26 protein-coding genes are annotated in these 23,732 nt (G+C 26.3%); 25 read left to right on the top strand and 1 reads right to left on the bottom strand.

Annotated elements, in window-relative coordinates; all coding sequences use genetic code 11:
• Nucleotides 1-3 precede the first annotated feature (3 nt).
• From AAQM_RS10520 to AAQM_RS10400, 25 genes are all read left to right on the top strand, one after another.
• Nucleotides 4-321 carry a flagellin gene (locus tag AAQM_RS10520; protein WP_129096051.1) on the top strand — a complete coding sequence of 106 codons (318 nt, stop codon included), beginning with the start codon at nucleotides 4-6 and terminating at the stop codon, nucleotides 319-321.
• 10 nt (nucleotides 322-331) lie between these two features.
• Nucleotides 332-1,210 carry a FliM/FliN family flagellar motor switch protein gene (locus AAQM_RS10515; RefSeq protein WP_129096050.1) on the top strand — a complete coding sequence of 293 codons (879 nt, stop codon included), beginning with the start codon at nucleotides 332-334 and terminating at the stop codon, nucleotides 1,208-1,210.
• A 3-nt stretch (nucleotides 1,211-1,213) separates the two neighbouring features.
• Nucleotides 1,214-1,969 carry a motility protein A gene (locus AAQM_RS10510; RefSeq protein ID WP_129096049.1) on the top strand — a complete coding sequence of 252 codons (756 nt, stop codon included), beginning with the start codon at nucleotides 1,214-1,216 and terminating at the stop codon, nucleotides 1,967-1,969.
• 9 nt (nucleotides 1,970-1,978) lie between these two features.
• A complete protein-coding gene (locus tag AAQM_RS10505) occupies nucleotides 1,979-2,755 on the top strand; it encodes an OmpA/MotB family protein (protein WP_129096048.1) in 777 nt (258 codons plus the stop codon).
• Nucleotides 2,756-2,757: 2 nt separating this feature from the next.
• Nucleotides 2,758-3,060 carry a hypothetical protein gene (locus AAQM_RS10500; RefSeq protein WP_129013427.1) on the top strand — a complete coding sequence of 101 codons (303 nt, stop codon included), beginning with the start codon at nucleotides 2,758-2,760 and terminating at the stop codon, nucleotides 3,058-3,060.
• A 10-nt stretch (nucleotides 3,061-3,070) separates the two neighbouring features.
• Nucleotides 3,071-3,448, top strand: coding sequence for a hypothetical protein (locus tag AAQM_RS10495; RefSeq protein ID WP_129096047.1), 378 nt, complete (start codon nucleotides 3,071-3,073; stop codon nucleotides 3,446-3,448).
• The gene (locus AAQM_RS10490) at nucleotides 3,417-3,827 is read left to right on the top strand and encodes a hypothetical protein (RefSeq protein ID WP_171920714.1); all 411 of its coding nucleotides are present in this window, start codon (nucleotides 3,417-3,419) and stop codon (nucleotides 3,825-3,827) included. The genes AAQM_RS10495 and AAQM_RS10490 overlap by 32 nt, the downstream gene beginning before the upstream one ends.
• Nucleotides 3,824-4,975: a flagellar biosynthesis GTPase FlhF gene (gene flhF / locus AAQM_RS10485; RefSeq protein ID WP_129096045.1), complete on the top strand. Its 1,152-nt coding sequence runs from the start codon at nucleotides 3,824-3,826 to the stop codon at nucleotides 4,973-4,975. The genes AAQM_RS10490 and flhF overlap by 4 nt, the downstream gene beginning before the upstream one ends.
• A 2-nt stretch (nucleotides 4,976-4,977) precedes the next feature.
• Nucleotides 4,978-5,796, top strand: a complete 819-nt coding sequence (locus tag AAQM_RS10480; protein WP_129096044.1) for a P-loop NTPase — start codon at nucleotides 4,978-4,980, stop codon at nucleotides 5,794-5,796.
• Between the two features lie 66 nt (nucleotides 5,797-5,862).
• Entirely contained in the window at nucleotides 5,863-6,198 is a 336-nt protein-coding gene (locus AAQM_RS10475) for a hypothetical protein (RefSeq protein ID WP_129096043.1), read from the top strand.
• Nucleotides 6,199-6,208: 10 nt separating this feature from the next.
• A complete protein-coding gene (fliE, locus tag AAQM_RS10470; RefSeq protein ID WP_228254545.1) occupies nucleotides 6,209-6,502 on the top strand; it encodes a flagellar hook-basal body complex protein FliE in 294 nt (97 codons plus the stop codon).
• Nucleotides 6,503-6,515: 13 nt separating this feature from the next.
• The gene (gene flgC, locus AAQM_RS10465; RefSeq protein WP_129096042.1) at nucleotides 6,516-6,980 is read left to right on the top strand and encodes a flagellar basal body rod protein FlgC; all 465 of its coding nucleotides are present in this window, start codon (nucleotides 6,516-6,518) and stop codon (nucleotides 6,978-6,980) included.
• 10 nt (nucleotides 6,981-6,990) lie between these two features.
• The gene (gene fliK / locus AAQM_RS10460; protein WP_129096041.1) at nucleotides 6,991-9,027 is read left to right on the top strand and encodes a flagellar hook-length control protein FliK; all 2,037 of its coding nucleotides are present in this window, start codon (nucleotides 6,991-6,993) and stop codon (nucleotides 9,025-9,027) included.
• Complete coding sequence (locus AAQM_RS10455; protein WP_129096040.1) at nucleotides 9,027-9,776, top strand: flagellar biosynthetic protein FliR; 750 nt, start codon at nucleotides 9,027-9,029, stop codon at nucleotides 9,774-9,776. The genes fliK and AAQM_RS10455 overlap by 1 nt, the downstream gene beginning before the upstream one ends.
• A 15-nt stretch (nucleotides 9,777-9,791) precedes the next feature.
• Nucleotides 9,792-10,841 (top strand): flagellar biosynthesis protein FlhB, encoded by a 1,050-nt coding sequence (gene flhB / locus AAQM_RS10450; protein ID WP_129096039.1) that lies wholly within the window; start codon nucleotides 9,792-9,794, stop codon nucleotides 10,839-10,841.
• Nucleotides 10,842-10,844: 3 nt separating this feature from the next.
• Nucleotides 10,845-12,839, top strand: a complete 1,995-nt coding sequence (locus tag AAQM_RS10445; protein WP_129096038.1) for a tetratricopeptide repeat protein — start codon at nucleotides 10,845-10,847, stop codon at nucleotides 12,837-12,839.
• Entirely contained in the window at nucleotides 12,839-14,143 is a 1,305-nt protein-coding gene (gene fliI, locus AAQM_RS10440; protein ID WP_129096037.1) for a flagellar protein export ATPase FliI, read from the top strand. The genes AAQM_RS10445 and fliI overlap by 1 nt, the downstream gene beginning before the upstream one ends.
• Nucleotides 14,140-15,285: a flagellar hook-associated protein FlgL gene (gene flgL, locus AAQM_RS10435; RefSeq protein ID WP_129096036.1), complete on the top strand. Its 1,146-nt coding sequence runs from the start codon at nucleotides 14,140-14,142 to the stop codon at nucleotides 15,283-15,285. The genes fliI and flgL overlap by 4 nt, the downstream gene beginning before the upstream one ends.
• Before the next feature lie 23 nt (nucleotides 15,286-15,308).
• Complete coding sequence (gene flhA, locus AAQM_RS10430; RefSeq protein ID WP_129096035.1) at nucleotides 15,309-17,420, top strand: flagellar biosynthesis protein FlhA; 2,112 nt, start codon at nucleotides 15,309-15,311, stop codon at nucleotides 17,418-17,420.
• 1 nt (nucleotide 17,421) lies between these two features.
• Entirely contained in the window at nucleotides 17,422-18,882 is a 1,461-nt protein-coding gene (locus AAQM_RS10425; RefSeq protein WP_129096034.1) for a BatD family protein, read from the top strand.
• 10 nt (nucleotides 18,883-18,892) lie between these two features.
• The gene (locus AAQM_RS10420) at nucleotides 18,893-19,600 is read left to right on the top strand and encodes an efflux RND transporter periplasmic adaptor subunit (protein WP_129096033.1); all 708 of its coding nucleotides are present in this window, start codon (nucleotides 18,893-18,895) and stop codon (nucleotides 19,598-19,600) included.
• Entirely contained in the window at nucleotides 19,587-21,296 is a 1,710-nt protein-coding gene (locus AAQM_RS10415) for a molybdopterin-dependent oxidoreductase (protein WP_129096032.1), read from the top strand. The genes AAQM_RS10420 and AAQM_RS10415 overlap by 14 nt, the downstream gene beginning before the upstream one ends.
• Nucleotides 21,283-22,464, top strand: coding sequence for an MFS transporter (locus AAQM_RS10410; protein ID WP_129096031.1), 1,182 nt, complete (start codon nucleotides 21,283-21,285; stop codon nucleotides 22,462-22,464). Before AAQM_RS10415 ends, AAQM_RS10410 begins: the two co-directional genes overlap by 14 nt.
• The gene (locus AAQM_RS10405) at nucleotides 22,455-22,679 is read left to right on the top strand and encodes a hypothetical protein (RefSeq protein ID WP_129096030.1); all 225 of its coding nucleotides are present in this window, start codon (nucleotides 22,455-22,457) and stop codon (nucleotides 22,677-22,679) included. The genes AAQM_RS10410 and AAQM_RS10405 overlap by 10 nt, the downstream gene beginning before the upstream one ends.
• Before the next feature lie 11 nt (nucleotides 22,680-22,690).
• Nucleotides 22,691-23,254, top strand: a complete 564-nt coding sequence (locus tag AAQM_RS10400; protein ID WP_129096029.1) for a flavin reductase family protein — start codon at nucleotides 22,691-22,693, stop codon at nucleotides 23,252-23,254.
• Between the two features lie 32 nt (nucleotides 23,255-23,286).
• On the opposite strand, the gene mscL is transcribed toward AAQM_RS10400, so the two are convergent.
• The gene (gene mscL, locus AAQM_RS10395) at nucleotides 23,287-23,721 is read right to left on the bottom strand and encodes a large conductance mechanosensitive channel protein MscL (RefSeq protein WP_129096028.1); all 435 of its coding nucleotides are present in this window, start codon (nucleotides 23,719-23,721) and stop codon (nucleotides 23,287-23,289) included.
• Between the last annotated feature and the right edge of the window lie 11 nt (nucleotides 23,722-23,732).

The following is a 23,732-nucleotide window of genomic DNA, read 5'->3' as shown; positions in this document are numbered from 1 at the left end:
ACCATGGAAATTGGAAGAGTTGCTGAAATTGATAATGCGAAACAAAATAATATTGAGAAATCTCAAAAAGTTAATAATCTTGAAGCTAAACAAAAGGTTATCCAAGATGATGAATACAAAAAAAATCAAGGACAACAGTATGTTCTCGATAAAAATGAAGTCATTTTAGATAATATTAAATTCGGTTACAATAGGAACTCGAAAGATTTTTTTGTTAAAGTAACAAGAGGTGAAGCAGAATATAAATATCCTACTGAGGATATGATGAAAGTAAAGGCTTTTGTCTTACAAGAAATGGAACAAAAAATTAATAAGCAATAAGGTATTTTAGTTGGCATCAGATTTATCAAACATATTAAAAGAAGAACTTTCTAATACACTAGAACAGTTATTATCAAAAAATTCTCAAGTTGATTCGATTACTAAATTAGAAGTCGAAAATTTTGATTCAACACAATTAATTGAATGTATTGTTAAGTTTGATTTTAAAGGTATTTCAAGTCAAATAATTTTTTATGTACCTACATTAAGTGCTACAAGATTTGAGTATTTAATGCTTGGTGGAATGGGAGATTTAAAAGAGCATATTGATGATGAAATTACAGATGCTGTAAATGAAATAATTTCCAATATTTGTGGAAGTTTTTGTACTTCTGTAAATGCACAAGGTTTATCTGATATTGGTTCAATTAAATCTGAAGTTAAAAGTTCATCTATAGTTGAAGGAACAGCATTAAACTCTAAAACTAATGCTTTTGAATTTGTAATATCTTTAGATAGTGAAAAATTACCTTTAGTAATATATTTTGATCAGTTAATTTCACCTTTTTTCTTTTCAATTACAGGAAGTAATGCTCCTTCAAGTAATGAAGTAGAAGCAAAAATTGTTCCTTCTGTTCAAGCTACTCCATCTAGCAATAATAGTTCAAGTACTTCAATTCAAACACCTAGAAATTTAGAACTTTTATACAATGTAAAATTAAAATTAAGTGTTAGGTTAGGAACAAAAGTAGTTTTATTAAAAGATATTTTAAGATGGGATGTTGGTGAAATTATTGAATTAGAACAAATGGTGAATGAACCTTTAGAAATCTTAGTTAATGGGGTAAGAATAGGAGAAGGTGAAGCTGTTATTGTTGAAGGAAAATTTGGATTAAAAATCAAAAAAATCGGTAGTGAAGATTTAAGATTAAATCAAATAGGATTATAATTTATGGATAAAAGTACCTTAGGAGGATTAGTCGCAGGTTGGGGAATGGTTATGCTTGCGATTGTTTTAGGAGGAGTAGGTTTTGGTCCCTACATTGATATACCTTCTGTTGTAATTGTTTTTGGAGGAACTATAGCCGTAACAGCAGGACAATTTGAGGGAAAAGATTTAAAAAGAATTGTTCCTGCATTTAAAGTTGCTTTAAATGAAGTAAAAGTTGAACCTTTACCTGAATTGGTTGAAAAGATAGTTTTTTATGCTACTGAGATAAAAAAACATGGAGTTATGCAAATCGAACAAAAAGTTCTTCAAGAAACAAACCCATTTTTTAAAGAAGCTTTTCAGTTATTAGTTGATGGAACTAAGCCAGATGCTTTACAGCCTTTAATGGAATTAAAATTAGAGCATATGAATAAAAGACATACTACAATGATAAGTATTTTTGGTAATATGGGTGGAACAGCTGGTGCCATGGGAATGATTGGTACTTTAGTTGGACTTGTTGCAATGCTAGCAAATCTTTCAGATCCAGCAGCTGTTGGTCCTGCTATGGCAGTTGCCTTACTTACTACAATGTATGGAGCTTTGTTAGGTACATTATTTGCAGGACTTGTAGAGAGTAAATTATCTCAAAAACATAATGTGGAAGTAACAGCATGTGAAGTTATTATTCAAGGAGCAACAATGATTGCTGCTGAAGAATCAATAGGTAATATAAAAATGCAATTAAATTCTATTTTAGTTGAAGTTGCAGAGTAAAGAATAGATATGGCAAAAGAAAAATGTCCTGATTGTCCTAAATGTTTACCAGGTTGGTTAGTTCAATTTGGGGATTTAATGTCTTTATTACTAACTTTTTTTATTTTGTTACTTTCAATGGCAGTAATGGATAAGAAAAAAGTTGAAGAATATTTTGATATTATGAAAAAAGCAATGGGATTCATAGACTCTTCAACAGATGTTGAAACACAAAGTGAAAAACACTCTACACAAGATGGTAGTTCAGATTCAGAAGATAGTGAATCTTCTAGTGAAACATCTTTTGAAAGTACAGCAGAAGAAGTTTCTCAAATAGTTCAAGAATTGAATTCAAATCAAAATATTGAAAGTCAAGAGATTAGTATAGAAAAAGGAAAAAATGAGTTTACTTTAGATATCCCTTCTACTATTATGTTTGAAGATGGTCAATATGAATTAACAAATGCAAGTGCAAAAGTTTTTATTTCAAAAATTGCAAGAGTTATTAGAACTATGCCACAAACTTTTAATATTGAAATAATAGGACATACTGATACAAATAGAACTTTAGGTTCAAATATTCCAAGAGATGCTTGGGATATTTCAGCTTTAAGATCTATTTCTGTTGTAAAAGAATTAATAAAAAATAGAATTGATCCCTCTATTTTGAAAGTTGCAGCATATGCTTCTTATCATCCCAAAAGTGATGTAGCAGCTGACAATAGAAGAGTAGAAATGAGATTTTTTTCACAGGATAGTCAACAAGATATTTTAAATCAAGAGAACTTCTTTGATAGATTGGAGTAATGATGGAAATAAATAGTAATAATTTAATAAATAGTAATATTTTACAAACAAAAAAATTTGATAATTTAAATGCTGAAAATATTACAAAAGATGAAGAGCAATTAAGAAAAGTAAGTAATGATTTTGAATCATTCTTTTTAAATCAAATCATGGATATCTCTTTACGTTCTACTAATATTGCTGGAGAGGGTGCAGGTTCTGATATTATTAAAAGTATGTATGTTCAAGCTGTTGCAGATAGTTCAAGTGGTACTTTGGGTATTAGTGATATGTTGTTTGATTTTTTAAGTAAAAATAATAAATAAGGATTCTGTTATGATAGAAAATATTGTTGAAAATATGAAAACTTTAGTAAATGAATTAAAAGAATCTATAAACTTAGATATTTTAGATATAAAAGAAGCAAAACATGAAGAACTTTTAAAAAGAAATGATAAAAAGCATTTTATAATAGATGAAATAACTAGATTAAAAGCCGAGTTGAATAAAGAATTAGTAAAAAAAATTCAAGAAGGAATAGATGTAAATATTTATAGAAATTCTGTTGATTCATTAGAAAATGATTTGAAAGATTTATATGAACTAAATAAAAAATTAGCTTCAATTGTAATGCCTGTGCAACAATTATATAAAGATTTAGTATCTGAAATAAGTGCTGCAAATGGAGGAAGAATTTTTGATATTAAGGCTTAGTTTTCTAACTTTTTTATTAACAGCTAAAGTTTTTGCTATTACAGTTTTAGTTTCAAGAGATTCAATTAGTTTTGAAGAGAAATTGGATGCTAAAAAATTAATAACTAAAGATGTTTCTTCTATAAATAAAGCATGTGAGCCATTGACATTAGAAAAATTATCAGAAGAAAAATATTTAACGGCAAGATATATAAATAAAAATACTATTATATGTATGAAAGATGTTAAAAAATATGAGAATGAAAGTGTGATTTTTGATTTTGGTGGTGTTAAGATAGAAAAAAAAGGTAAAGTGATTTATGAAAATAATGAATTTATTAGAATTAAAAAGTTGGATGGTTCTATAGAACAAATATATAAAGATGGAAGATTAAAATGAATGTATTATCTTTTTTTGGAGAAACTCCATCTGTTGCATTAAGATTAGCTCAAGAAGAGTGTGGAGAAGATGCAATTGTTATATCAACTAAAAAAGTATCAAATGCAAAAGCTAATACAAAAGATATGTATGAGGTAGTTGTTGCTGTTGAAGAAGAAGATAAGAAAAAAAATTTAATATACACAAAAACAGCAATTAGTAAAGCTTCTCAAAATGTTGAACCAATGAAGACACAAGTGTATGATTTTAAAGAAGAAATTCTTAAAATGCAAAGTGTTTTAGAGCAAGTTCAAAAATCGATTTGGAATCCAAAAAGCCAACTTTATGACTTAACAATTCCTCCTGAGTTTGCATCAATGTATAATATATTTGAACAAAATGAATTTGATCAAGAAATGACTTATACAATTATGAAAAAAACAATAAAGCAATTACCTATTGCTTTAAAATCTAACCCAAAAAAAGTGAATGATTTTTTTAAATTAATTTTGCGAAGAGTAATACCAATTAAACATGAAGTTCCTTTAAGAAAACATCAAAGAAAAATTATAATGATGGTAGGTCCAACGGGTGTTGGAAAAACTACAACTATTTCAAAACTTGCTGCAAGATATGCTTATAAATTAGGTCAAAATTATAAAGTAGGAATTGTAACTTTAGATTCTTTTAGGGTAGGAGCAATTGAGCAATTACAAGCATATACAAATATAATGAGATTACCTTTAGAAATTGTAAAAAAGCCTGAAGGTTTAGCTGAAGCACTTTTAAGATTAAAAGATTGTAATTATATTTTTATTGATACAGCAGGTTCAAGTCAATATGATATTGATAAAATAGAGCTTATAAATGAGTATCAAAAGAAAGTCGAAGAGCTTCCTATTGAAAAAATATTAGTACTTCCAGCAAATGTAAAACATAGTGATTTACTTGAAATTTATAAAAACTATTCAAGATTATCAATAGATTATTTAACATTTACAAAATTAGATGAGACAAAGAGTTTTGGAAATTTAATATCATTTGCCCATAAAACAAAAAAATCTATTACTTATTTTTCGATAGGTCAAAATGTTCCAGATGATTTAATAGTTTCTGATTCTTCTTTTTTAATAGATTGTTTTATGAATAATCAATGTATTAGGAGATAGTTTTGTTTAATTCTATTTCTTCTCAAGCTAGTAAGCTAGTTAAATTAACTAATTCTGTAAAAAAAAACTATTCAAAAACTAAAATTTTAACTATTACCTCAGGAAAAGGTGGAGTTGGAAAATCAACAATAACTGCTAATATTGCATTTTTACTCTCTAGAAGAGGTTTTAATGTAGCTGTTTTAGACGCAGATATTGGACTTGCTAATATGCAAGTTTTATTTGATGTTAAACCACAAAATAGTTTTTTTGAATATATAGATGGAGTTAGAACTTTAGATGAAGTAATTACGAAAACTAATTATTCAAATATATCTTTAATAGCTGGAAAGAGTGGTTTTCAGTATACTTTAAATAAAAATAGTTTTGTTTTTTCAAGAGTTGTAAAAGAGTTAGTTGCATTAAATAAATTCGATATATTACTGATAGATACAGGTGCTGGTTTAAATGATTATGTAAAAGAATTTTTATCTATTTCCGATAATATATTAGCTATTACTACAACTGATCCTAGTGCATTAACTGATGTTTATTCATTAATTAAGATGTTATCAATGGAAAAAAGTAAATTAATGTTAAGTTTTAATCATACGAAAAGTTATCAAATAGGAGAAACTATAAGTAATTCTTTAGTAAATTTAGGGAAAAAAAATAGGTTAAAAGAAGATTTTATGGTAGAATATATAGGCAATATTTCAACTTCTGAAACAATTTCAACAACAGGACGTTTAAGAAAATTGTTTGTAAATGAATTTTCTACAGATGAAATAACAAGACAGTTGCAAAATATTGTTGATAGAATTTTAGTTAATATCCATTAGAAGGTTAGTATTAAGTGTCGACGTTTTGTTTAATTATTTCTATTTTTATTGTTAAAGTTTTTTAAAATGGTAATAGAACGATTTTCTCAAACGGTAATTAATAGTGGAGTTTTTAGACTCTATATAGCTATTGGTTTTTTTGCAACATTAATATTTTTTACTTTAAATGCAGATTTTTTTACTCCAATGGAGATGATATTAGGTATAATTTTAGTAACGATTATTTTAAAAGGCATAAGTAATATGATGCTTTCACTTATTATTAGTTTATTTAGTCTTGATAATAAAAGAAATGAGTTTAATTTTAAGTATAATGAAGAAAAAATACAAGTTATGTTAAATGAATTATCTGTAAAAGATGTTATGGATTCTAATGAAAAAAATTTAAAAAAAGCTAATTAAGGGGTAAATTTTGAATATATCTTCAATAACAAGTTCTTTAAATATGTTGAACAATGAAACACAAAAAACTTCTGATGTTTCTGATAAATCTTTTCAAAATATGCTAAATAATGCTATATCTGAAGTTAATAATCATCAACTAAAAGGTTATGACTCAATGGAGCAAATAGCAACAGGAAAAGTTACTAATTTACAAGAGGCTGTTCAAAGAATTGAAGAAGCTGAATTGTCAATGAAATTAGCATTAGAAGTTAAAAATAAAGCTGTTAATGCCTATAAAGAAATAATGAGAATGCAAATTTAATTAAGGATGAAACATGGGTTTTTTTGATGGATACAATGTTGCGTCATCTGGTATGAGTGCGCAAAGAACAAGAATTAATGTTGTAAGTGCAAATATAGCTAATGCAAAAACTACCCATACAGAAGAGGGTGGTCCATATAAAAAACAACAAGTAGTTTTTGAAGATATTTTAGTAGCAAATACTAATAAAAAAGCTAATTCTAATGATGTTGAAACTACAAATAGTATAAATTCAGATCTTTCATTAAGAGGAGTTGGAGTAAAGTCAATTATTCAATCTGATGCTAAACCAGTTATGAAATATGATCCAACTCATCCTGATGCCAATGAACAAGGATATGTTGCATATCCAGATATTAATCCTGTAATTGAAATGGTTGATTTAATAGAGGCGATGAGATCGTATGAGGCAAATGTTACTTCATTTAACACTCATAAAAATATAGATTCTAAAACTTTAGAAATCTTAAATATGTAATCGATAAATTATGGCAAATCCAATAGATATAATTTCAAAAAATAGCTCTTCTAGCACTGAAGTTTCATTAGTTTCTGATAAAGAAGTAACAAAGGAATCTCCATCTTTATTTGATTCTTTGTTAAAAGATAGTATGGGAATGGATAAAGAAGAAGAAACTTTAAAACAAGATAATACTTTAACAAAAAAAGATGCAATAAATAAGGAAACTTTAGTAGTTGATGAATTGAATAATACTGAAATAGAAGATAATGAGAGTATAAATTTAAAAAATAGTAATAATTCTCTTTTAGATAGATTAGTCCTTGAAGCAAAAAAAGAAACAGTAAAAGAACAAAATTTAGATAAAACTTTAAATAGTGAAATCTTAAATGATACATCTAAAAATTTTCAAAATGATATAGTAGAAACAGAAGTAAAAATTCCAACTCAAAATCAAGATATAAATACAGATTCTCAAAAAGTAATTTTAGATGAGAGTGAAAAAATTAATCAAGAAGCAAAAATAGAAACACAAGAAGAGAATCTTGATAAAACTTCAAATAGCAAAATTTCAAATAATGATGCTTCTAAAAATAATCAAATTAATACATTAGATATTCAAGAAATAATTACTTCTCAAGATAATCAAAATGTGAAAATAGATTCTCCAAAAGTTATTTTAAATGAGAGTGAAGAAAATACACAAACTATAAAAATAAGTGAAAATGGAAATATTATAAAAGATTTATCAAATGATAGTTTAGAAATAACAACTCCAATACAAGATAATCAAGATGTAAAAATAGATTCTCAAAAAGTGGTTTTAGATGAGACTATAAAAAATACTCAAGAAATAAAAGTAGAAATAAAAGATGTAAAAATAAGTGAAGATGAGAGTATTAAGAATTCAGATAAAGATATAAATATAGTAAAACCAAATGAAAATAAAGAAGTTTTAAATCAAAATTCTTTACAAAATATTGAATCTCAAATTATTTCAAATACATCAGATGAAGAAATCAAAACAATTGAGCCTAAATTAAACAATACAGATGAAGCAGTTTCATCAATTGTAAAAGAACAATTAGTTGATTTTGAAGAAATGCAAAATACAAACAGTAAAAAAAGCTTAATGGATCTTTTAATTGAAAAAAATAGTAAAAATTCTATTTTAAATGTTTTAGAAAATGAAACTATTAATAAAACAGAATTAAGTCACTCAAAAGATTTTTTATCTAGTTTATATCTTGGTGGACAAAAAAACATATTGAACAGTCAATTTCTTTTAAATAAAAGTGAAGCTATAAATATTTTAAAAAATGCCAATTCATTAACTGATATTGAAAAAAGTGCTAATATTTTAGAATTGGGATTAGAAGATGTTAATGTTGAGCAAAATGTAGATTTAAAAACTTTAGATTTAAAAAAACAAGCTTTGAATAATTTAGATAAGAAAAATCTTTTAGATAGTTTATTGATGGAAAAAAGTATTAGAAGTGAAGATGTTAAGCATTTAATAACGAAATCCGTAGAAGCTAGTAATGCATTACTTGAAAATACTCTTAATATAGCAGAAGATGTTGAAGTAAGTGTAAATTCACCTCTATCTTATAATATTCAATCAAGAATAATTGGTGCTAAGCAGCAAATGTCAACAATGATGTCTGATATTGCTAGACAAATGTATGAAAATTATAAACCTCCCGTTACTGTGTTTAAAATTAATTTAAATCCTTTAGAGTTAGGAAGTATTGCAATTTTGATGAAAAATGATAAAAATACTAATGCTTTAACTATTAGTATGAATGCATCTAATGGCGGAACATTAGAAGCTTTGGTTGAAAATCAAAATGTCTTAAGAAATTCATTAAATAAAACTTTTGATGAAAATACTATTTTTAATTTAGATTTTACTTCTTCAAATCAAAATAATCAACAATCTTCAAATGGACAAAATAATTCAAATCAACAAAATAGATTTGATAGACAAATAGATACACAGTCTGTTTTACAATTAAAAGAGGAAAATAAAGATAGAGAAGATAAACTTTTAGACTATATGTAATGGAAGCTTTTTTATCACTACTTAATGAAGAGACTTTGTATCAGTTTCTTCTTTTATTTGCAAGAATTGTAGCTTTTGTGGCTTTTATGCCAGTTTTTGGTCATAGTGCAATTAGCCCAACTATCAGAATAGCCTTTGCTTTTTATATTACAGTTTTTGTTTTTCCTTTAGTTACAATCTCTTCTGAAATAAATCAAGATAATTTTTTAATTAGTTTAATTTCTGAGATAACTTTAGGTTTGGTTGCTTCGATGTTTATAAATATTATTTTTTCAGCTGTAAAAGTAATAGGTGAATTTATAGAGTATTCAACCGCTTTATCAATGGCTATGATGTTTGATCCCACAACAGGTTCTCAAGAAGGATTAATAGCAAAATTACTTTATTGGATAGCATTAATGTTATTTTTCCAAACAGGCATGTATGAAATGACTATTGTAATATTAGTAAAAAGTTTTTCATTGATAAATTTAGGTAGCTTTGATATATTTTCTTATAATGGGATACAATTAGCAATTGATGAAATAAAAAGAATGTTCGCTTTTGCTTTTGCTTTTGCTTTGCCATTATTTTTTATTGGATTTATAATGGATGTTTATTACGGATATGGAACTAGATCTATGCCTTCATTTTCACCTTTTGTTATAACATTTCAGTTAAAATTTGCATTAATATTTGTTTTTCTAATATTGGCAATGGAAATTTTTTCAGAAGCATTTACAAATTATTTTATAGATAAATTTCAATAATAAAAAAGAGTTTATATGGCAGATGAAGAAGAAAAAACCGAAGAACCTACATCCAAAAAAATAGAGGATGCCAAAAAAGAGGGAAATGTTAATAAGTCAATGGAAGTAACAGGTGCAGCTATTTTATTTTTTGCTTCACTGTATTTACTTTTTTTCTCATCTTTTTCTTTATTAGAAATAAAAAAGTTAATGATGTATTCTTATGGTTTTATAGGACAAGAATTAGATAGTACAGTATTTTTTTCTATTACTTATAGTATGACTATAACTTTACTTAAAGCATTAGCACCAATTTTTATTTTAGTGGTAGTTTTATCATTAGCTACTAATTGGATGCAATTTGGATTTATAACTGTTCCTTTAAAATTTGATTTACAAAAGCTTGACCCAATTAAAGGAATGAAAAATATTTTTGGATTAAAAAAATTAATTGAAGCTTTTAAATTAACACTTAAATTAATAATTATTATGATTGTTATGTTTATTCTTTTTATATTAACTAACAAAGATTTTTTAGCAATTATGGATATGGAAACAAACGCAACTATATCTATTATGGTGCAATTGACAATCTATTTTATTTTAGCAATTCTTTTAATTCTTATTATTTTTGCTATAATAGATTTTTATTTTTCAAGACATTATTATATGAAATCTTTAAGAATGAGTAAACAAGAAATTAAAGATGAATTTAAAAATATGGAAGGAGATCCTTTAGTAAAGGGTCGAATTAGAAGAATACAGATGCAAATGGCTCAAAAAAGAATGATGAGTAATGTTCCTGATGCAGATGTTGTTATAACAAATCCAACCCATTATGCTGTTGCATTAAAATATGATAATAAAGTGAATTCTGCACCTTTAGTTGTTGGAAAAGGAATAGATTTTCTGGCTTTAAAAATTAAAGATGTAGCAAGAGAACATGATATTCCAATAATTGAGAATCCAGCATTAGCTAGGTCTTTATATGAGCAAATTGATATAGATAGAGAAATTCCAAGTGACTTTTATAAGGCTATGGCAGAAATTTTTTCGTATGTATATGAGTTAAAAAGAAAAAGGTAAAAATTGAAATTATTAATTACACTATTTTTATTAGTAAATGTTTTAAATGCAAACAAAGATTTTTATTATAGTTTTATAGATTCAACAGGTGAGCAAATATCAGAGCAGAGGAAACAAGAAATTTCCGATGGTTTCGATATTTTACAAAATGCTAAAAATTTAGCAAGAGATGGAAAAATAGATGAAGCTTATACTCAAGTAAAGGATTTTAAAGAAAAAAATAAAATAAGAGTTTTAACTTCTGATATTATGATTTTATATTCTGAATTAGTTTTGAAAAAACAGACTAAAAGATTGATACTTGAAGCTTCAAATGAACTTGAACGTGCCATAAATTCTTCTTTAATAAACCAAACAGATTTATCAAAAGCATATATGTTATTGGTTGAATTAAAACTTGAAATAAATAAAATAGAGGACGCAAAATATTTTGCTCAAGTTATTATTGATAATTTTGATGATGAGTTAACTAAAACTTATGGGAAAATATCTTTGGCAAAAGTTTTTAAATATCAAAAGGATTATTCAAAAGCTATAACTTATTTGTATGAAATTCTTACTTTAACAAAAAATAAAGAAGTGGCAACTGTGGTTGCTGATGAACTATTTGATGTTTATGTTTTAGCTGGAGAGTTAGAAAAAGCAAATGAGTTAATAAAACAAGTATTAAGAACAAATATAGAATTTTATGCAAATGATTCTTTTGTTGCAAATAGAAAAATTAATAGATTGATAAAAGCAGGTATGCCAGAACATGCAGCAGAGATTTTAAGAGAATTATTAAAAAGAACAAGTAAAGATGATGTAATAGAAGATTTTAAATATAAATTAGCAAATACTTATATGATAATGTATGATAGAACAAATTATTATTTAGAAAAAGCAAAAGACTTGTATAAAGATATTATAAATGATTATTCTCAAGGAATTCATGCAAATAATTCAAAGATGTTTATTGATGAAATTCTTATGAGACAAGGTTTTTTAACACCTAGTGTAGTTGCTGCAAAATATCAAGATAATGAAGCAATGCAACAAAAATCATTACTTCAAGAATTAATGAATGATATAAAAGATAAAAAATATGAACAAGTTTTAAAAACAGAAAAAGTATATAGAAAAATATCAAATGAGATAGTAAAAAGGTTTGGTTATAACTCTATTGATGAGATCTTAGATGAGGTAAATATAGATTTAATAAAAGATTATTTATCTCAAGGAAAATGTTCTGAGTTAAGTGAACTTTTAAAAACTTCAAGAAGTGAAACATTAGAAAAATTGATTGAAGATGAGAGTGTAAAATATAACTTCTTTGAATGTTTAATAGAAGCTCCTTATGAAAGAGCTTATTATCAAATAAAAGAGACTTTTAATAAGACAAGAGATGCAAATATATATTTATATCTTGAAAGAATGGCATTTAATTTAAATTTGATTGATGAAGCATTTGATTTCTCAGCAAAAGTTGAAATGGTTGATGACAAGGCGGTTTTAGCAAAAGAGTTTATGTATAGATACCAGTTAAATAAAATAAAAAATGAACCAAATGCTATGGAAAAATTCTTTATTTATACTTTTATGAATAAAGATTTTATAAAAGCAAACGAATCAAATCCTATGATTATAGATTTATATCATGATTATTATTTATATTTGTTACAAATTGATGAGAAAAAAGAGGCTGAAGAAATTTTACAAAAACTTTATGATAAGCAAAAAGATGTAAAAGCATTTATTTATTCTCCTTTTGTAGAAACTGAATTATCAAGAATAGAAAAAGAAAAAAATAATTATCAAAAATCTGTTGATTATTTATTAGAAGCAATATCTAACACAAGAAAATTAAAACCAAATGATGAAGTAAAAATATATTATGATATTTTAAGTTTATATGAAAGTTTAGGCGATAAAAATAAAAAAACTGAATATATTTTGAAATGTAAAGAAGTAAAAGATACAACAGAAAGTCTTTATAAAAAAATGTGTGATGAGATGTAATGAATATAGATGATATTTTAAATAGAATTGATGAAACAAATCTCTCTATAGCATTTGGAAGAATTACAAATATATCAACTACAACTTTAAGTGCTACGGGGCTTGAAGTTGCAGTTGGTGATATTGTTAAGATTGAATCAGTACAACATTTATATACTGTTTTGGGTATGGTAGCATCAATAAGTGATAAAAATTTTACAGTTGTTCCTTTTTCATTTATTGAAGGATTTAGGATAAATGATAAGGTTTATTTACAAAAAGATGGGTTAAGTGTTAGATGTGGTTATGGATTGGTAGGTAGAGTTGTGAATGCCTTAGGTGAGCCAATTGATGATAAAGGTAAAATAGAAAATATTGAGGAAAATTCTGCAATAAATAAAGTTTCAATGCCTGCTTTGGAAAGAGGAATTATTGATAAAAGATTTTCAACAGGAGTAAAAGCTATAGATTCAATGCTAACTTGTGGAAAAGGGCAAAAAGTAGGAATATTTGCAGGTTCTGGAGTTGGAAAATCAACTCTAATGGGAATGATTGTAAAAGGTTGTGAAGCTCAAATAAAAGTTGTAGCACTAATTGGAGAAAGGGGGCGTGAAATCCCTGAATTTATACATTATAATTTAAATAATAGTTTAGAAAATACAGTTATTGTAGCTGCTACTTCTGATGAATCTGCTTTAATGAGAAAATATGGTGCATTTACAGCCATGGCAATTGCTGAATTTTTTAGGGATAGAGGTCATGATGTACTTTTGATGATGGATTCAGTAACAAGATTTGCGATGGCTCAAAGAGAAATAGGTTTAAGTACAGGAGAGCCTCCTGTTAGTCGTGGATATCCACCTTCTGTTTTCGCACTTTTACCACAATTAATGGAAAGAGCAGGAAATAGTAAAAAAGGCTCTATAACTGCATTTTTTACAGTTTTAGTTGATGGCGATGATATGAATGATCCAATTGCAGATCAAAGTAGGTCTATTTTAGATGGTCATATTGTATTAACAAGAGATTTAACAGAGCAGGGGTTTTATCCTCCTATAAATATATTAAAATCCGCTTCAAGGGTGATTGATAAAGTAGTTACAAAAGAACATTATAATGATTTCTTAAAGTTAAAAAGAGTATTATCATTAATAAAAGAGAATGAAGTTTTAGTTAGAGTTGGTGCATACAAAACTGGTATGGATCCGGAACTTGATAATGCAATGGCAAAAAAAGAGCAAATAAGAGAATTTTTAATTCAAGATTCTCAAAAGCTTTTTGACTTTAATGAGACCATTGCTAATTTTAGAAAGGTTTTACAATGATTAGTCAAATAGATCAAACTATGTACAGATTAAAAAATTTAGATAGTTTACAACAAAAGCTTTCATATCAATCATCTACAGGTAAAAAATTACAAGATGGAAGTGATGATTCAGTTCTATATTCTAGAGAATTGGTTGTTGATGATAAAATCAGAACTTTTGAGGGTTTAAAAACTCAGATTGAAAGAACTAAAATTCAAAATGATAGCTCTGATTCAGCAATGGAAGAGATAAAAAAAATTATGGAAAGTATTAACGCTGAATTAATAAAAGCAAATACAGATACTACAAGTAGTGATGGATTAAAAGCAATAGCTTTAAACATTGCGGGTATGAAAGAAAATCTTTATGATTTAGCAAATACTCAAGTAGAAGGTGAGTATGTATTCTCAGGTTCAAATTCAGCGATAAAACCTTTTGAGAAAAATTCAGCTGGTGAAATAATTTATCAAGGAGATAATAAGTTAAGAAAAGTTCCAGTAGAAGAAGGTTCTTATAGAGAAAGAGGAATTAATGGTTTTGATTCTATGATGTATACTTCATCATCAGCTTTAAGAAATGAAAATTTAACTTTTAATCAAAATGATAGAATTTTAGATCAAGATGGAAATGAGTGGAAATTAAATTCTCCTACTAATGATACATTAACAAAATATGATTTAGATGGTAATGTTACTGCAGAAACATTGACTCCTGTTAATTTAGATCCAGTGACAAACACATTTTCAGTTACTATTCCAAATACTTTTCCTAATGGAACAAAATTTGAAGCAAAAACTACAATTTTTAATATGTTAGATAATGTTGTAAATGCTTTAAATAAAGTTGATTCAGTAGGAAATCCAATTACTGATGCTCAATCTAAAGAGTTGATTGCTAAAGGTTTGGATAGTGTAAAAAAGTCATTTGATGATTTAAATATTGCTCATGCAGAACTAGGAAGTAGAAATAAAATATTTCTAAACTCATTAGATAGAGTTAGTTCAAAATTAACACAGTTGAATATTTTATCTCAAGAGTTAGGTGCTGCTAATTTAACAGAAGTAGCAGTAAAAGCAAAAGCTTTAGAATTAACTTATACTGCATTGTATTCAACAATAAGTAAAACAAATCAATTATCGCTAGTTAATTTTATAAATTAACTAGCAAATACAAATTTTAGTATATGAATATAAAAAAGATATTTTCAAAAGATTTAATTATTGTTGCATTGTTTATTGCAATACTTGCAATTATAATTGTTCCTTTACCAAAGGGAATTTTAGATTTCTTTTTGATTATATCTTTATCTTTGTCTTTATTAATTTTATTAATCTCATTATATATTCAAAAGCCATCTGATTTAACAACTTTTCCAACACTTATTTTGATTTTAGCATTATTTCGTTTGGCTTTAAATATTGCAACAACTAGATCTATTTTAAGTGAGGGACATAATGGTCCTGAAGCTGTAAGCTCCATAATTTCAGCTTTTGGAGAGTTTGTTGTTGGTGGAGATATGGTTATTGGTATAATCGTATTTATTATATTAGTTTTGATTAATTTTATGGTTGTAACAAAAGGTGCTACAAGGGTTGCTGAGGTAACAGCAAGATTTACACTTGATTCTATGCCTGGTAAACAAATGGCAATTGATGCTGACTTAAATGCTGGATTTATTGATGATAAAGAGGCACAAGAAAGACGGAAGTCTTTAATATCTGAAGCAAATTTCTATGGAGCAATGGATGGATCATCAAAATTTGTAAAAGGTGATGCAGTTGCTGGTATTATAATCACTATGGTTAATTTAGTTGGTGGTTTATTAATAGGGCTTTTTCAACATGATATGACAGTTGCACAATCAGGTGAAATTTATACAATTTTAACTATTGGAGATGGATTAGTAGCTCAAATTCCAGCACTTATTTTATCTACAGCAACGGCAATTATCATTACTCGTTCAAATATGGATGAGGAAAGGTTTGCTAATCAATCAGTAAATCAGCTTATTAAAGATAGTAAGTCTTTAATGCTAGTTGGTATGGGAATGGTGTTATTTGGTTTTGTACCAGGATTCCCAACAGGTATTTTAATGGTTATGGGTCTTTTAATGATTTTCATAGGTTATGTTATAAGCATGATAGAGAGTGAAAAAGATAATGTATTAACTAGACTTTTTAAAGCAGAACCTGCAAAAGCAAAAATTGATGAAAATGTATCAACTTTAAAAGATAAGAAAAAAAGTATGGCTGTTCCTGATGAGGGACAAACAATTGAAAATATTATGAAATTAGAAGTTTTAGAGTTGAAACTTGGAATTAGATTATTACAACTTGTTCAAGGAAATTCTGAATTACTTGATAAAATAAAAGCAATTAGAAAAAATATTGCAAGTGAGTTAGGATTTATAATCCCTCAAATTAGAATTTCTGATGATGCTAATTTAGGAGCAAATGAATATCAATTATATTTAAAAAGGATTCCTTTAGTAAAAGGAAGAATTGAGGTTGATAAACTTCTTGCAATGGGTGGATTAGGAAATGAAAAATTGACAGGTTTACATGTAAAAGAACCTGTTTTTAATCTTGATGCTACATGGATAACTCCTGAATTAAAAGAAGAGGCATTGATGAAAGGTTTTACTGTTGTTGATGCTCCTACAATTATCTCAACACATATTTCAGAAATTATTAAACGTCATGCTGAAGATATTATAACTAGACAAGACATAGTGGATATTGTTGAAAGATTGAAAAAAGATTTCCCTATAGTTATTGAAGAGGCTATGAAGGTTACTTCTTATGGTTCTTTATTAAAAGTTTGTAAAGACTTATTACATGAAAAAATACCAATTGTTGATATGTTAACTATTATTGAAGCTGTTGCTGATATTGCAGAATTTACAAAAGCTCCTGAAATATTACTTGAACATGTAAGGGCAAAACTTTATAGATTAATAACTCAAAAATTCAAAGATACAGATGGAATTTTACATATAATTACAATAAAACCAGATTTGGAACAGCAATTTATTGGAAAACTTCAAGAACATCATGGAGTTTCTCAATTGATGCTTTCAATTGCAGAAATTAATAATCTTGTTACAAAAACAAAACAACTTCTAGATACAGTTGAAGGAAAAGGTTTCTCAAAAATATGCATGGTTGTAGATCCAGTTTTAAGAAAAAGAATCTCAGAGATTTATGAAAAATTTGGTTTACAAGTATCTGTTTTATCGCACGCAGAACTTGATTCAAGGGCAAATTTTGCAATAGAAGGAACTTTAGAGTTCTAAAATGAAAATAATTAAAATTTTTTTGTTATTACAATTTCTTCTTTTTTCTTCTTTATTTGCCAATGTAAATTTAAGTATAAATGATAAAGGGATAAAAGGTGAAAGATTTAATTTTACTATAGAACTTACAGGTGAAAGTATTGATTATTTCCCCGATTTTAGTACTATAGATGAAAATATAGTTCAAGAGATATCAACTAATGTCTCTACAAGTTTTATAAATGGTAAAATAACAAAAATTATAAAAAAAAGTTATTCTTTTGAGCCAACAAAAAGTTTTATTTTTCCTTCTCTTAATTTTGTGATAGATGGAATAGAATATAAAACTCCTGAAAAGAATATAATAATAGAAAATCCTTCAAAAACTATATCTTCTATTTTTGATTTATCAATAAATAGTGAGAAAAATGAATTTTATATAAATGAAAACTTTATATTAAAGGTTATTTTTAAATATAAGAAAAATATGCAAATAGTTGATTTATCTCTTGATAAACCAAATTTTAAAGATTTTTGGTACAAACAAATAGAAAAATCTAGAAGTTATGAAGAGGGTGAGTATAATATCCTTGAACTTGATTTTTTATTGACTCCTTTAAATACGAATATAAAGAAAATAGAACCTTTATCTTTAAATGTTAAAGTTTTAGATGAAAGTCACAAATCTTTTTTTTCATCTACAAAAGTATTGAAAATATATTCAAATGAGTTAAATCTAAATATAAAAGAATTACCAAATAATATAATATTAGTTGGTGATTTTTCAATTGAATCAATTATTGATAAACAAAAAGTAAAGGCTGGTGAAGCAATATCTTATAAGCTAAAAATAAAAGGAAATGGAAATATCGATGATATCCCTGATATAAAACTTCCTTTAACAGATATTACTGTATATGAAAATAAGCCTATTATCAAAACAAAGATTTTAGAAAATGAATATATAGGAGAATATGAAAAAAACTTTTTATTAATTTCTGATAGAAGTTTTGAAATACCTTCTTTAGAGTTAGAATATTTTGATAAAAATAGAAAAGAAGTTATTAAAAAAAATACAAATAGTTTTTATATAGAGATTTTATCAAGTGATACAAAAGAGACTGTTTTACAAAAAGAGATAAAAATAGAAAAGCAAAATGAGGATTTAGCAAAACAGCTTGTTGCAATCTCTATATTAGAACAAAGAGTTTTATTTTTTATTTTAGGAGTTGTTTCTTGTTTATTAATTATAAGTTTATATTTTTATGTTATAAATTCAAAGCAAAAAAAAGAGTATAAAAATAGACCTTTAACTAAAAGAGTTTCAAGTTCAAAATCCAAAGAAGAGTTGATAAAAATTTTAGCTATTTATTTAAAAGTAGATTCAAAATTGGATGAATTGATATTAAAACTTGAAAAAGATGAGGATTTTAAATCTTTAAAAAAAGAGATTTTAAAAGTATTAAAAAATTTAAAATTATAAGGAAAAATTTATGAGAATAATATGGCTTTGTTTATTATTTATAAGTTCTATATTTGCAAATGAATATTATGCAAAATTAGAGCCAGTTGAAAGTTATCAAGTAAAATCAGCAGTTTCAGGAAAAGTAATATTTTCAAATTCTAAACTTGAGGGTTCAAAAGCGAATAATTCTGTTGTTATTGAGATTGATTCAGTTGTAAATAAAGTGGAGTTAGAACAATCAAGAAATAAATTGAAATATATTGATGAGATGTTAAAAATCGAAAATAATAATTATAAAAGATTAAATCAAGTATCTTCAAAATCAGAGTTTGAAAAAGACACACAAAAATTAAAAGTTATTAATTTAGAATCTTCAAAGGCAGATATGATAATTAAAATAGAGAGTTTAAAAGATACTATTTCAAATAAAAAATTATTTGAAAAATCAAATTATATTTATAACATTTCTGTAAAAGAGGGGGATTATGTAAATCCTGGGACTTTATTGTATGAAGCAAAAGATTTATCAAAAGGAAAATTAGAGATTTTTATTCCAATTGCATCTATAAATGAGATAAAAAATAAAGAGATATATTTAGATGGTCAAAAAAGTGATGTTAAAATTTCTAAGATTTATAATGTAGCTGATTCTGTAAATATTTCATCTTATAAAGTTGAATTAATTTTAGATAATGTAGATAATTTTTCAAGGTTGGTAAAAATTGAATTCAAATAATAAAGTAGCTTGTCCTTTGGATTGTTATGATGCTTGTCAAGCAGAAAAATTACAAGATGGTACAATAAAAGGTTCAAAAGAACATAAAACAACAGATGGCAAACTTTGTGTAAAGTTTGCCAATTTATTAAAAGAAGAGAAATTAGAAAAATCATATTTTCAAAATGAAGAGATAAGTTTAGAAACAGGTTTATCTATTTTAGTGGATAAATTAAAAAATACTACTCCTTCAAAAACTTTATTTTATAAAGGTAGTGGAAATTTAGGTGTTATGCAAAGTGCTCCAAAAAATTTCTTCACACAATATGGTTCTACACTTACACGTGGTAGTTTATGTGATGGAGGTGGTGGAGTTGGAATTGAGCAAGGAAGACAAAATGTGGTTAATCCACCTTTAGAAAAATTAATAAATGCAGATGTTATTGTAGTTTGGGGTAGAAATTTTAGTGTTACTTCTCCTCATTTATATAATCTTGTAAAAGATAAAACATTTGTAACAATAGATCCAATATGTACGCCAATTGCTAAAAAATCTAAAATTCATATGCAAATAAATCCGAAAACAGATTATGAATTAGCTTTATTATTTACAAGATTTGTTAATATGCAAGATTTAGAAGATAAAGATTTTATAGAAGAGTATGGAAATAACGCTGATTGGTTTTTTGATATAACAAGAAATAGACCTGTTGTTTCTTATGAAGCAACAACAGGAGTTCCTTTATCGCAAGTTAATGACTTTATAGATTTGATTGAAAATAAAAGTGTAGCATTTGTTATTGGGCTTGGTGTCCAAAAATATTTTGAAGGTGCTCAAATTATGAGATGTATAGACTCTTTTGCCGCATATATAGGAGCTCATAAAAAAGATGCAGGTGGAGTTTGGTATTTATCAAATTCAACTTATGGTTATGAAAAACAATTTGAAGTAAAAGGAACAAATAAAAAAGTTTCTATTCCAAAAATTGATTTTAATTCTTATGAATTAGTTTTTATTCAAGGTGCAAATCCAGTTATTTCTCATCCAAATACTAAAAAAGTTATTGAAGGTTTAAAAAATCCATTTGTGGTATATTTTGGAACAACATACAATGATACATGTGAATATGCTGATTTGATAATCCCTTCGAGTTCATTTTTATCAAAAAAAGATGTTAGATTATCTTATGGACATGAATTAAAAGCTGTTAGTGATATTGTAGAAGAGAAAAATCCACAAACTATAAGTGAATATGAATTGACAAACTATTTACTTGAAAAGTTTGGTTTTGAAAAATTAAAAGATGAAGATGAAATAATTTCATATTATATAAATCATAAGCCAAAAATTGAAGAGTTTGAAACTTTTGAGTTTTTAGATGAACTTGATATTGAACCACTTTACAAAGAGAAGACTTCTGAGAATTTTTATTTAATAACTGCAAAAAATAAAAACTCTTTAAATTCTCAATTTGCAAATGATGATTTTGTTTATTTACATTCTAGCTCAAATTTTAATGATAATGATGAAGTTCTTATCTCTTCAAAATATGGAAGTGCAAAATTTATCGTTAAAATAAATGATGATATAAAAGATAATTGTGCATTTTTTTATGCAGGAAATAAAAATGTAAACTATTTAACCCCAAATGATGAAGATGAGAGTTCTTTTTCTGCTATGTATCAAGAGGTATTGGTAGAAATTGAATTATCGTAAATTATTTGCTGAACATAAAATTATAAGAGATTTGTCCCTTGTTCAGTTTATCGCTTATTTTGGGGCTTGGTTTTCTAATGTTGCTATTTATACAATGCTTGTTGATTTTGGTTCAACAGAATTGGCAATTTCAGTTGTAACAGCTATGCACTTTTTACCAGCTATTTTAATTGCTCCATTTTCAGGAGCGATTATAGATAGGGTTAAAATAAAACCTTTAATGATTGCATTATTGAGTATAGAATTGCTTATGACAATCTTATTTTTAACTATAGATGATAAAAGTGAAATTTGGCTTTTAATGATATTTATTTTTATTAGAATGAGTGCAGCATCAATGTTTTTTTCAACTGAAATGTCACTTCTAGCGAAACTTTTAAATGGTAAACCTTTACAAAAAGCAAATGAAATTCACTCTATCATTTGGTCTTTTACCTATGCTTTTGGTATGGCTGTTAGTGGTTTTATAGTAAATGCTTATGGTGTAAAAATAGCTTTTATAATAGATGCATTTATATTTTTTACAGCTTTAGTTGTTTTTATTAGAATAGATTTTGTTGTAAAAGCTAGCATTGCTAGTGATAAAATATTAGAACTTATAAAAGATGGATTTATTTATATTAAAAGTAATAAAATTATTTTACATCTAATATTTTTACACTCTTGTGTTGGGCTTACTTCTTTTGATGCACTTATTACTATTTTGGCAAAAAATGAGTATAAATATATTATTTCAGTGCCACTTGCTATTGGTTTATCAAATGCAGTTCGTGCTGTTGCACTTATGTTTGGACCAATACTTCTTTCTAAATATGTTACAAAAGAGAACTTACACTATTTAATGATTTTTCAAGGAATTTCAATAATTCTATGGGGATTAGTTCAAGAGAATTTTTATATTTCATTGATTGCATTATTTATTGTTGGACTTAGTACGACGATTTTATGGTCATTTACTTACGCTTTACTACAAGATAAATGTGATGAAAAATATATTGGACGAGTGATTTCATACAATGATATGTTTTTTATGTTAGCTTGTGTGCTTACAACTTTATTTATTGGATTAATGGCAAGTTTAACTTCTGTTGATATAATTACTATTCTTTTGGGAGTAGGTTTTTTAGCTTTTGCTTTTTATTACACAAGGATTTTAAAATGGATATAAACGAAAAAGTTTTATTACTTGCAATATTAAAAAAAGAATCAAATGAGACTTTGAATGATATTGTTTTAAAGTTGGAGGATACAGGATTATTTTCTTTAAAAGAGGGGAAAAAACTTTTAAAAAAATTAAAAGCTGAACAGTTTATAAGTGATTCATTTTTAACTTTAAAAGGTGAAGCAATAGCAAAAAATGTTGAACAAGAATTTAAAATATAAAAGGGAAATAGATGATTTTAGATTACAAAGATATAAATGATTTAAATAGATATAAAATTATGTCAGGAACAGTAATTCCAAGACCAATTGCTTGGATTGTGACAGAGGATAATGGTGTTTTAAATGCAGCTCCATTTTCATATTTTATTCCAATCTCTTCAAATCCAGCACTTTTAATTGTAGCAATTGGTCAAAAAGATGATGGAACTCCAAAGGATTCATTAGCAAATATCTTAAAAACAAAAAAAGCAACTATTTGTTTTGTAAATAAAGATAATGTTGATAAAGTCCAAAAATGTGCATTACAATTAGGAAAAGATGAAAGTGAAATAGAAAAATTTGAAATAGAAGTAAAAAATGTAATGGATGGATTTCCACCTATGATTGCCTCTTCTCAAAGTGCATTATTTTGCGAGTATTATGATACTTATGAAATTCCAGGAGATACAACACCTGTTGTTTTAGAGTTAAAGTATCAGTTTATTGAAGATGATAGAATCAATGAAAGAAATCATGTAAATGTTGAAAATATTGGAAGATGTGGAGTTACATTTAAAGCTTTAGTTGATTTATAATTAAAAGGCATTTGCCTTTTAATTATCTATTTTTATACTGCTGTATTTCCACAGTGTCCACATTTTTTAGCTGCAAGTGGAATTTCCATAGCACAATCAGAACAAACTTTTGTAGTTGGAACTACTTCTTTTACTTCCTCTTTTTTCATTTTGTTATATGTTTTTATAAACATAAAAACTACAAATCCTAAAATCATAAATGAAATGGTGTCATTTACAAATACTCCAAGTTTAATAGCTGGAGCTCCAGCTTTTTCTAATTCAGCTAAAGTAGCATAAGAATTACCATCTAAAGAGATAAATAGTTGAGAAAAATCAACTTTTCCTAGTAATAATCCAATTGGAGGCATAATTACATTTTCAACTAATGATTTTACAAATGTTGCAAATGCAGCTCCAAAAATAAATCCAATAGCCATATCAACAACGCTTCCTTTTAAAAGGAAGTCTCTAAATTCTTTAAGCATTTTTTATCCTT

The sequence above is a fragment of the Arcobacter aquimarinus genome (assembly GCF_013177635.1).
Classification (GTDB): Bacteria; Campylobacterota; Campylobacteria; order Campylobacterales; family Arcobacteraceae; genus Aliarcobacter; species Aliarcobacter aquimarinus.
The sequence above is the reverse complement of the archived record's forward strand: the minus strand, read 5'-3'. Positions and strand labels throughout refer to the sequence as shown.

Excerpts from the sequence above, each read along its gene's own strand:
- AAQM_RS10520 (WP_129096051.1), top strand. The coding sequence starts at position 4 with ATGGAAATTGGAAGAGTTGCTGAAATTGATAATGCGAAACAAAATAAT.
- AAQM_RS10510 (WP_129096049.1), top strand. The coding sequence starts at position 1,214 with ATGGATAAAAGTACCTTAGGAGGATTAGTCGCAGGTTGGGGAATGGTT.
- AAQM_RS10505 (WP_129096048.1), top strand. The coding sequence starts at position 1,979 with ATGGCAAAAGAAAAATGTCCTGATTGTCCTAAATGTTTACCAGGTTGG.
- AAQM_RS10500 (WP_129013427.1), top strand. The coding sequence starts at position 2,758 with ATGGAAATAAATAGTAATAATTTAATAAATAGTAATATTTTACAAACA.
- AAQM_RS10495 (WP_129096047.1), top strand. The coding sequence starts at position 3,071 with ATGATAGAAAATATTGTTGAAAATATGAAAACTTTAGTAAATGAATTA.
- AAQM_RS10490 (WP_171920714.1), top strand. The coding sequence starts at position 3,417 with ATGGAGGAAGAATTTTTGATATTAAGGCTTAGTTTTCTAACTTTTTTA.
- flhF (WP_129096045.1), top strand. The coding sequence starts at position 3,824 with ATGAATGTATTATCTTTTTTTGGAGAAACTCCATCTGTTGCATTAAGA.
- AAQM_RS10475 (WP_129096043.1), top strand. The coding sequence starts at position 5,863 with ATGGTAATAGAACGATTTTCTCAAACGGTAATTAATAGTGGAGTTTTT.
- flgC (WP_129096042.1), top strand. The coding sequence starts at position 6,516 with ATGGGTTTTTTTGATGGATACAATGTTGCGTCATCTGGTATGAGTGCG.
- fliK (WP_129096041.1), top strand. The coding sequence starts at position 6,991 with ATGGCAAATCCAATAGATATAATTTCAAAAAATAGCTCTTCTAGCACT.
- AAQM_RS10455 (WP_129096040.1), top strand. The coding sequence starts at position 9,027 with ATGGAAGCTTTTTTATCACTACTTAATGAAGAGACTTTGTATCAGTTT.
- flhB (WP_129096039.1), top strand. The coding sequence starts at position 9,792 with ATGGCAGATGAAGAAGAAAAAACCGAAGAACCTACATCCAAAAAAATA.
- fliI (WP_129096037.1), top strand. The coding sequence starts at position 12,839 with ATGAATATAGATGATATTTTAAATAGAATTGATGAAACAAATCTCTCT.
- flgL (WP_129096036.1), top strand. The coding sequence starts at position 14,140 with ATGATTAGTCAAATAGATCAAACTATGTACAGATTAAAAAATTTAGAT.
- flhA (WP_129096035.1), top strand. The coding sequence starts at position 15,309 with ATGAATATAAAAAAGATATTTTCAAAAGATTTAATTATTGTTGCATTG.
- AAQM_RS10425 (WP_129096034.1), top strand. The coding sequence starts at position 17,422 with ATGAAAATAATTAAAATTTTTTTGTTATTACAATTTCTTCTTTTTTCT.
- AAQM_RS10420 (WP_129096033.1), top strand. The coding sequence starts at position 18,893 with ATGAGAATAATATGGCTTTGTTTATTATTTATAAGTTCTATATTTGCA.
- AAQM_RS10405 (WP_129096030.1), top strand. The coding sequence starts at position 22,455 with ATGGATATAAACGAAAAAGTTTTATTACTTGCAATATTAAAAAAAGAA.
- AAQM_RS10400 (WP_129096029.1), top strand. The coding sequence starts at position 22,691 with ATGATTTTAGATTACAAAGATATAAATGATTTAAATAGATATAAAATT.
- mscL (WP_129096028.1), bottom strand. The coding sequence starts at position 23,721 with ATGCTTAAAGAATTTAGAGACTTCCTTTTAAAAGGAAGCGTTGTTGAT.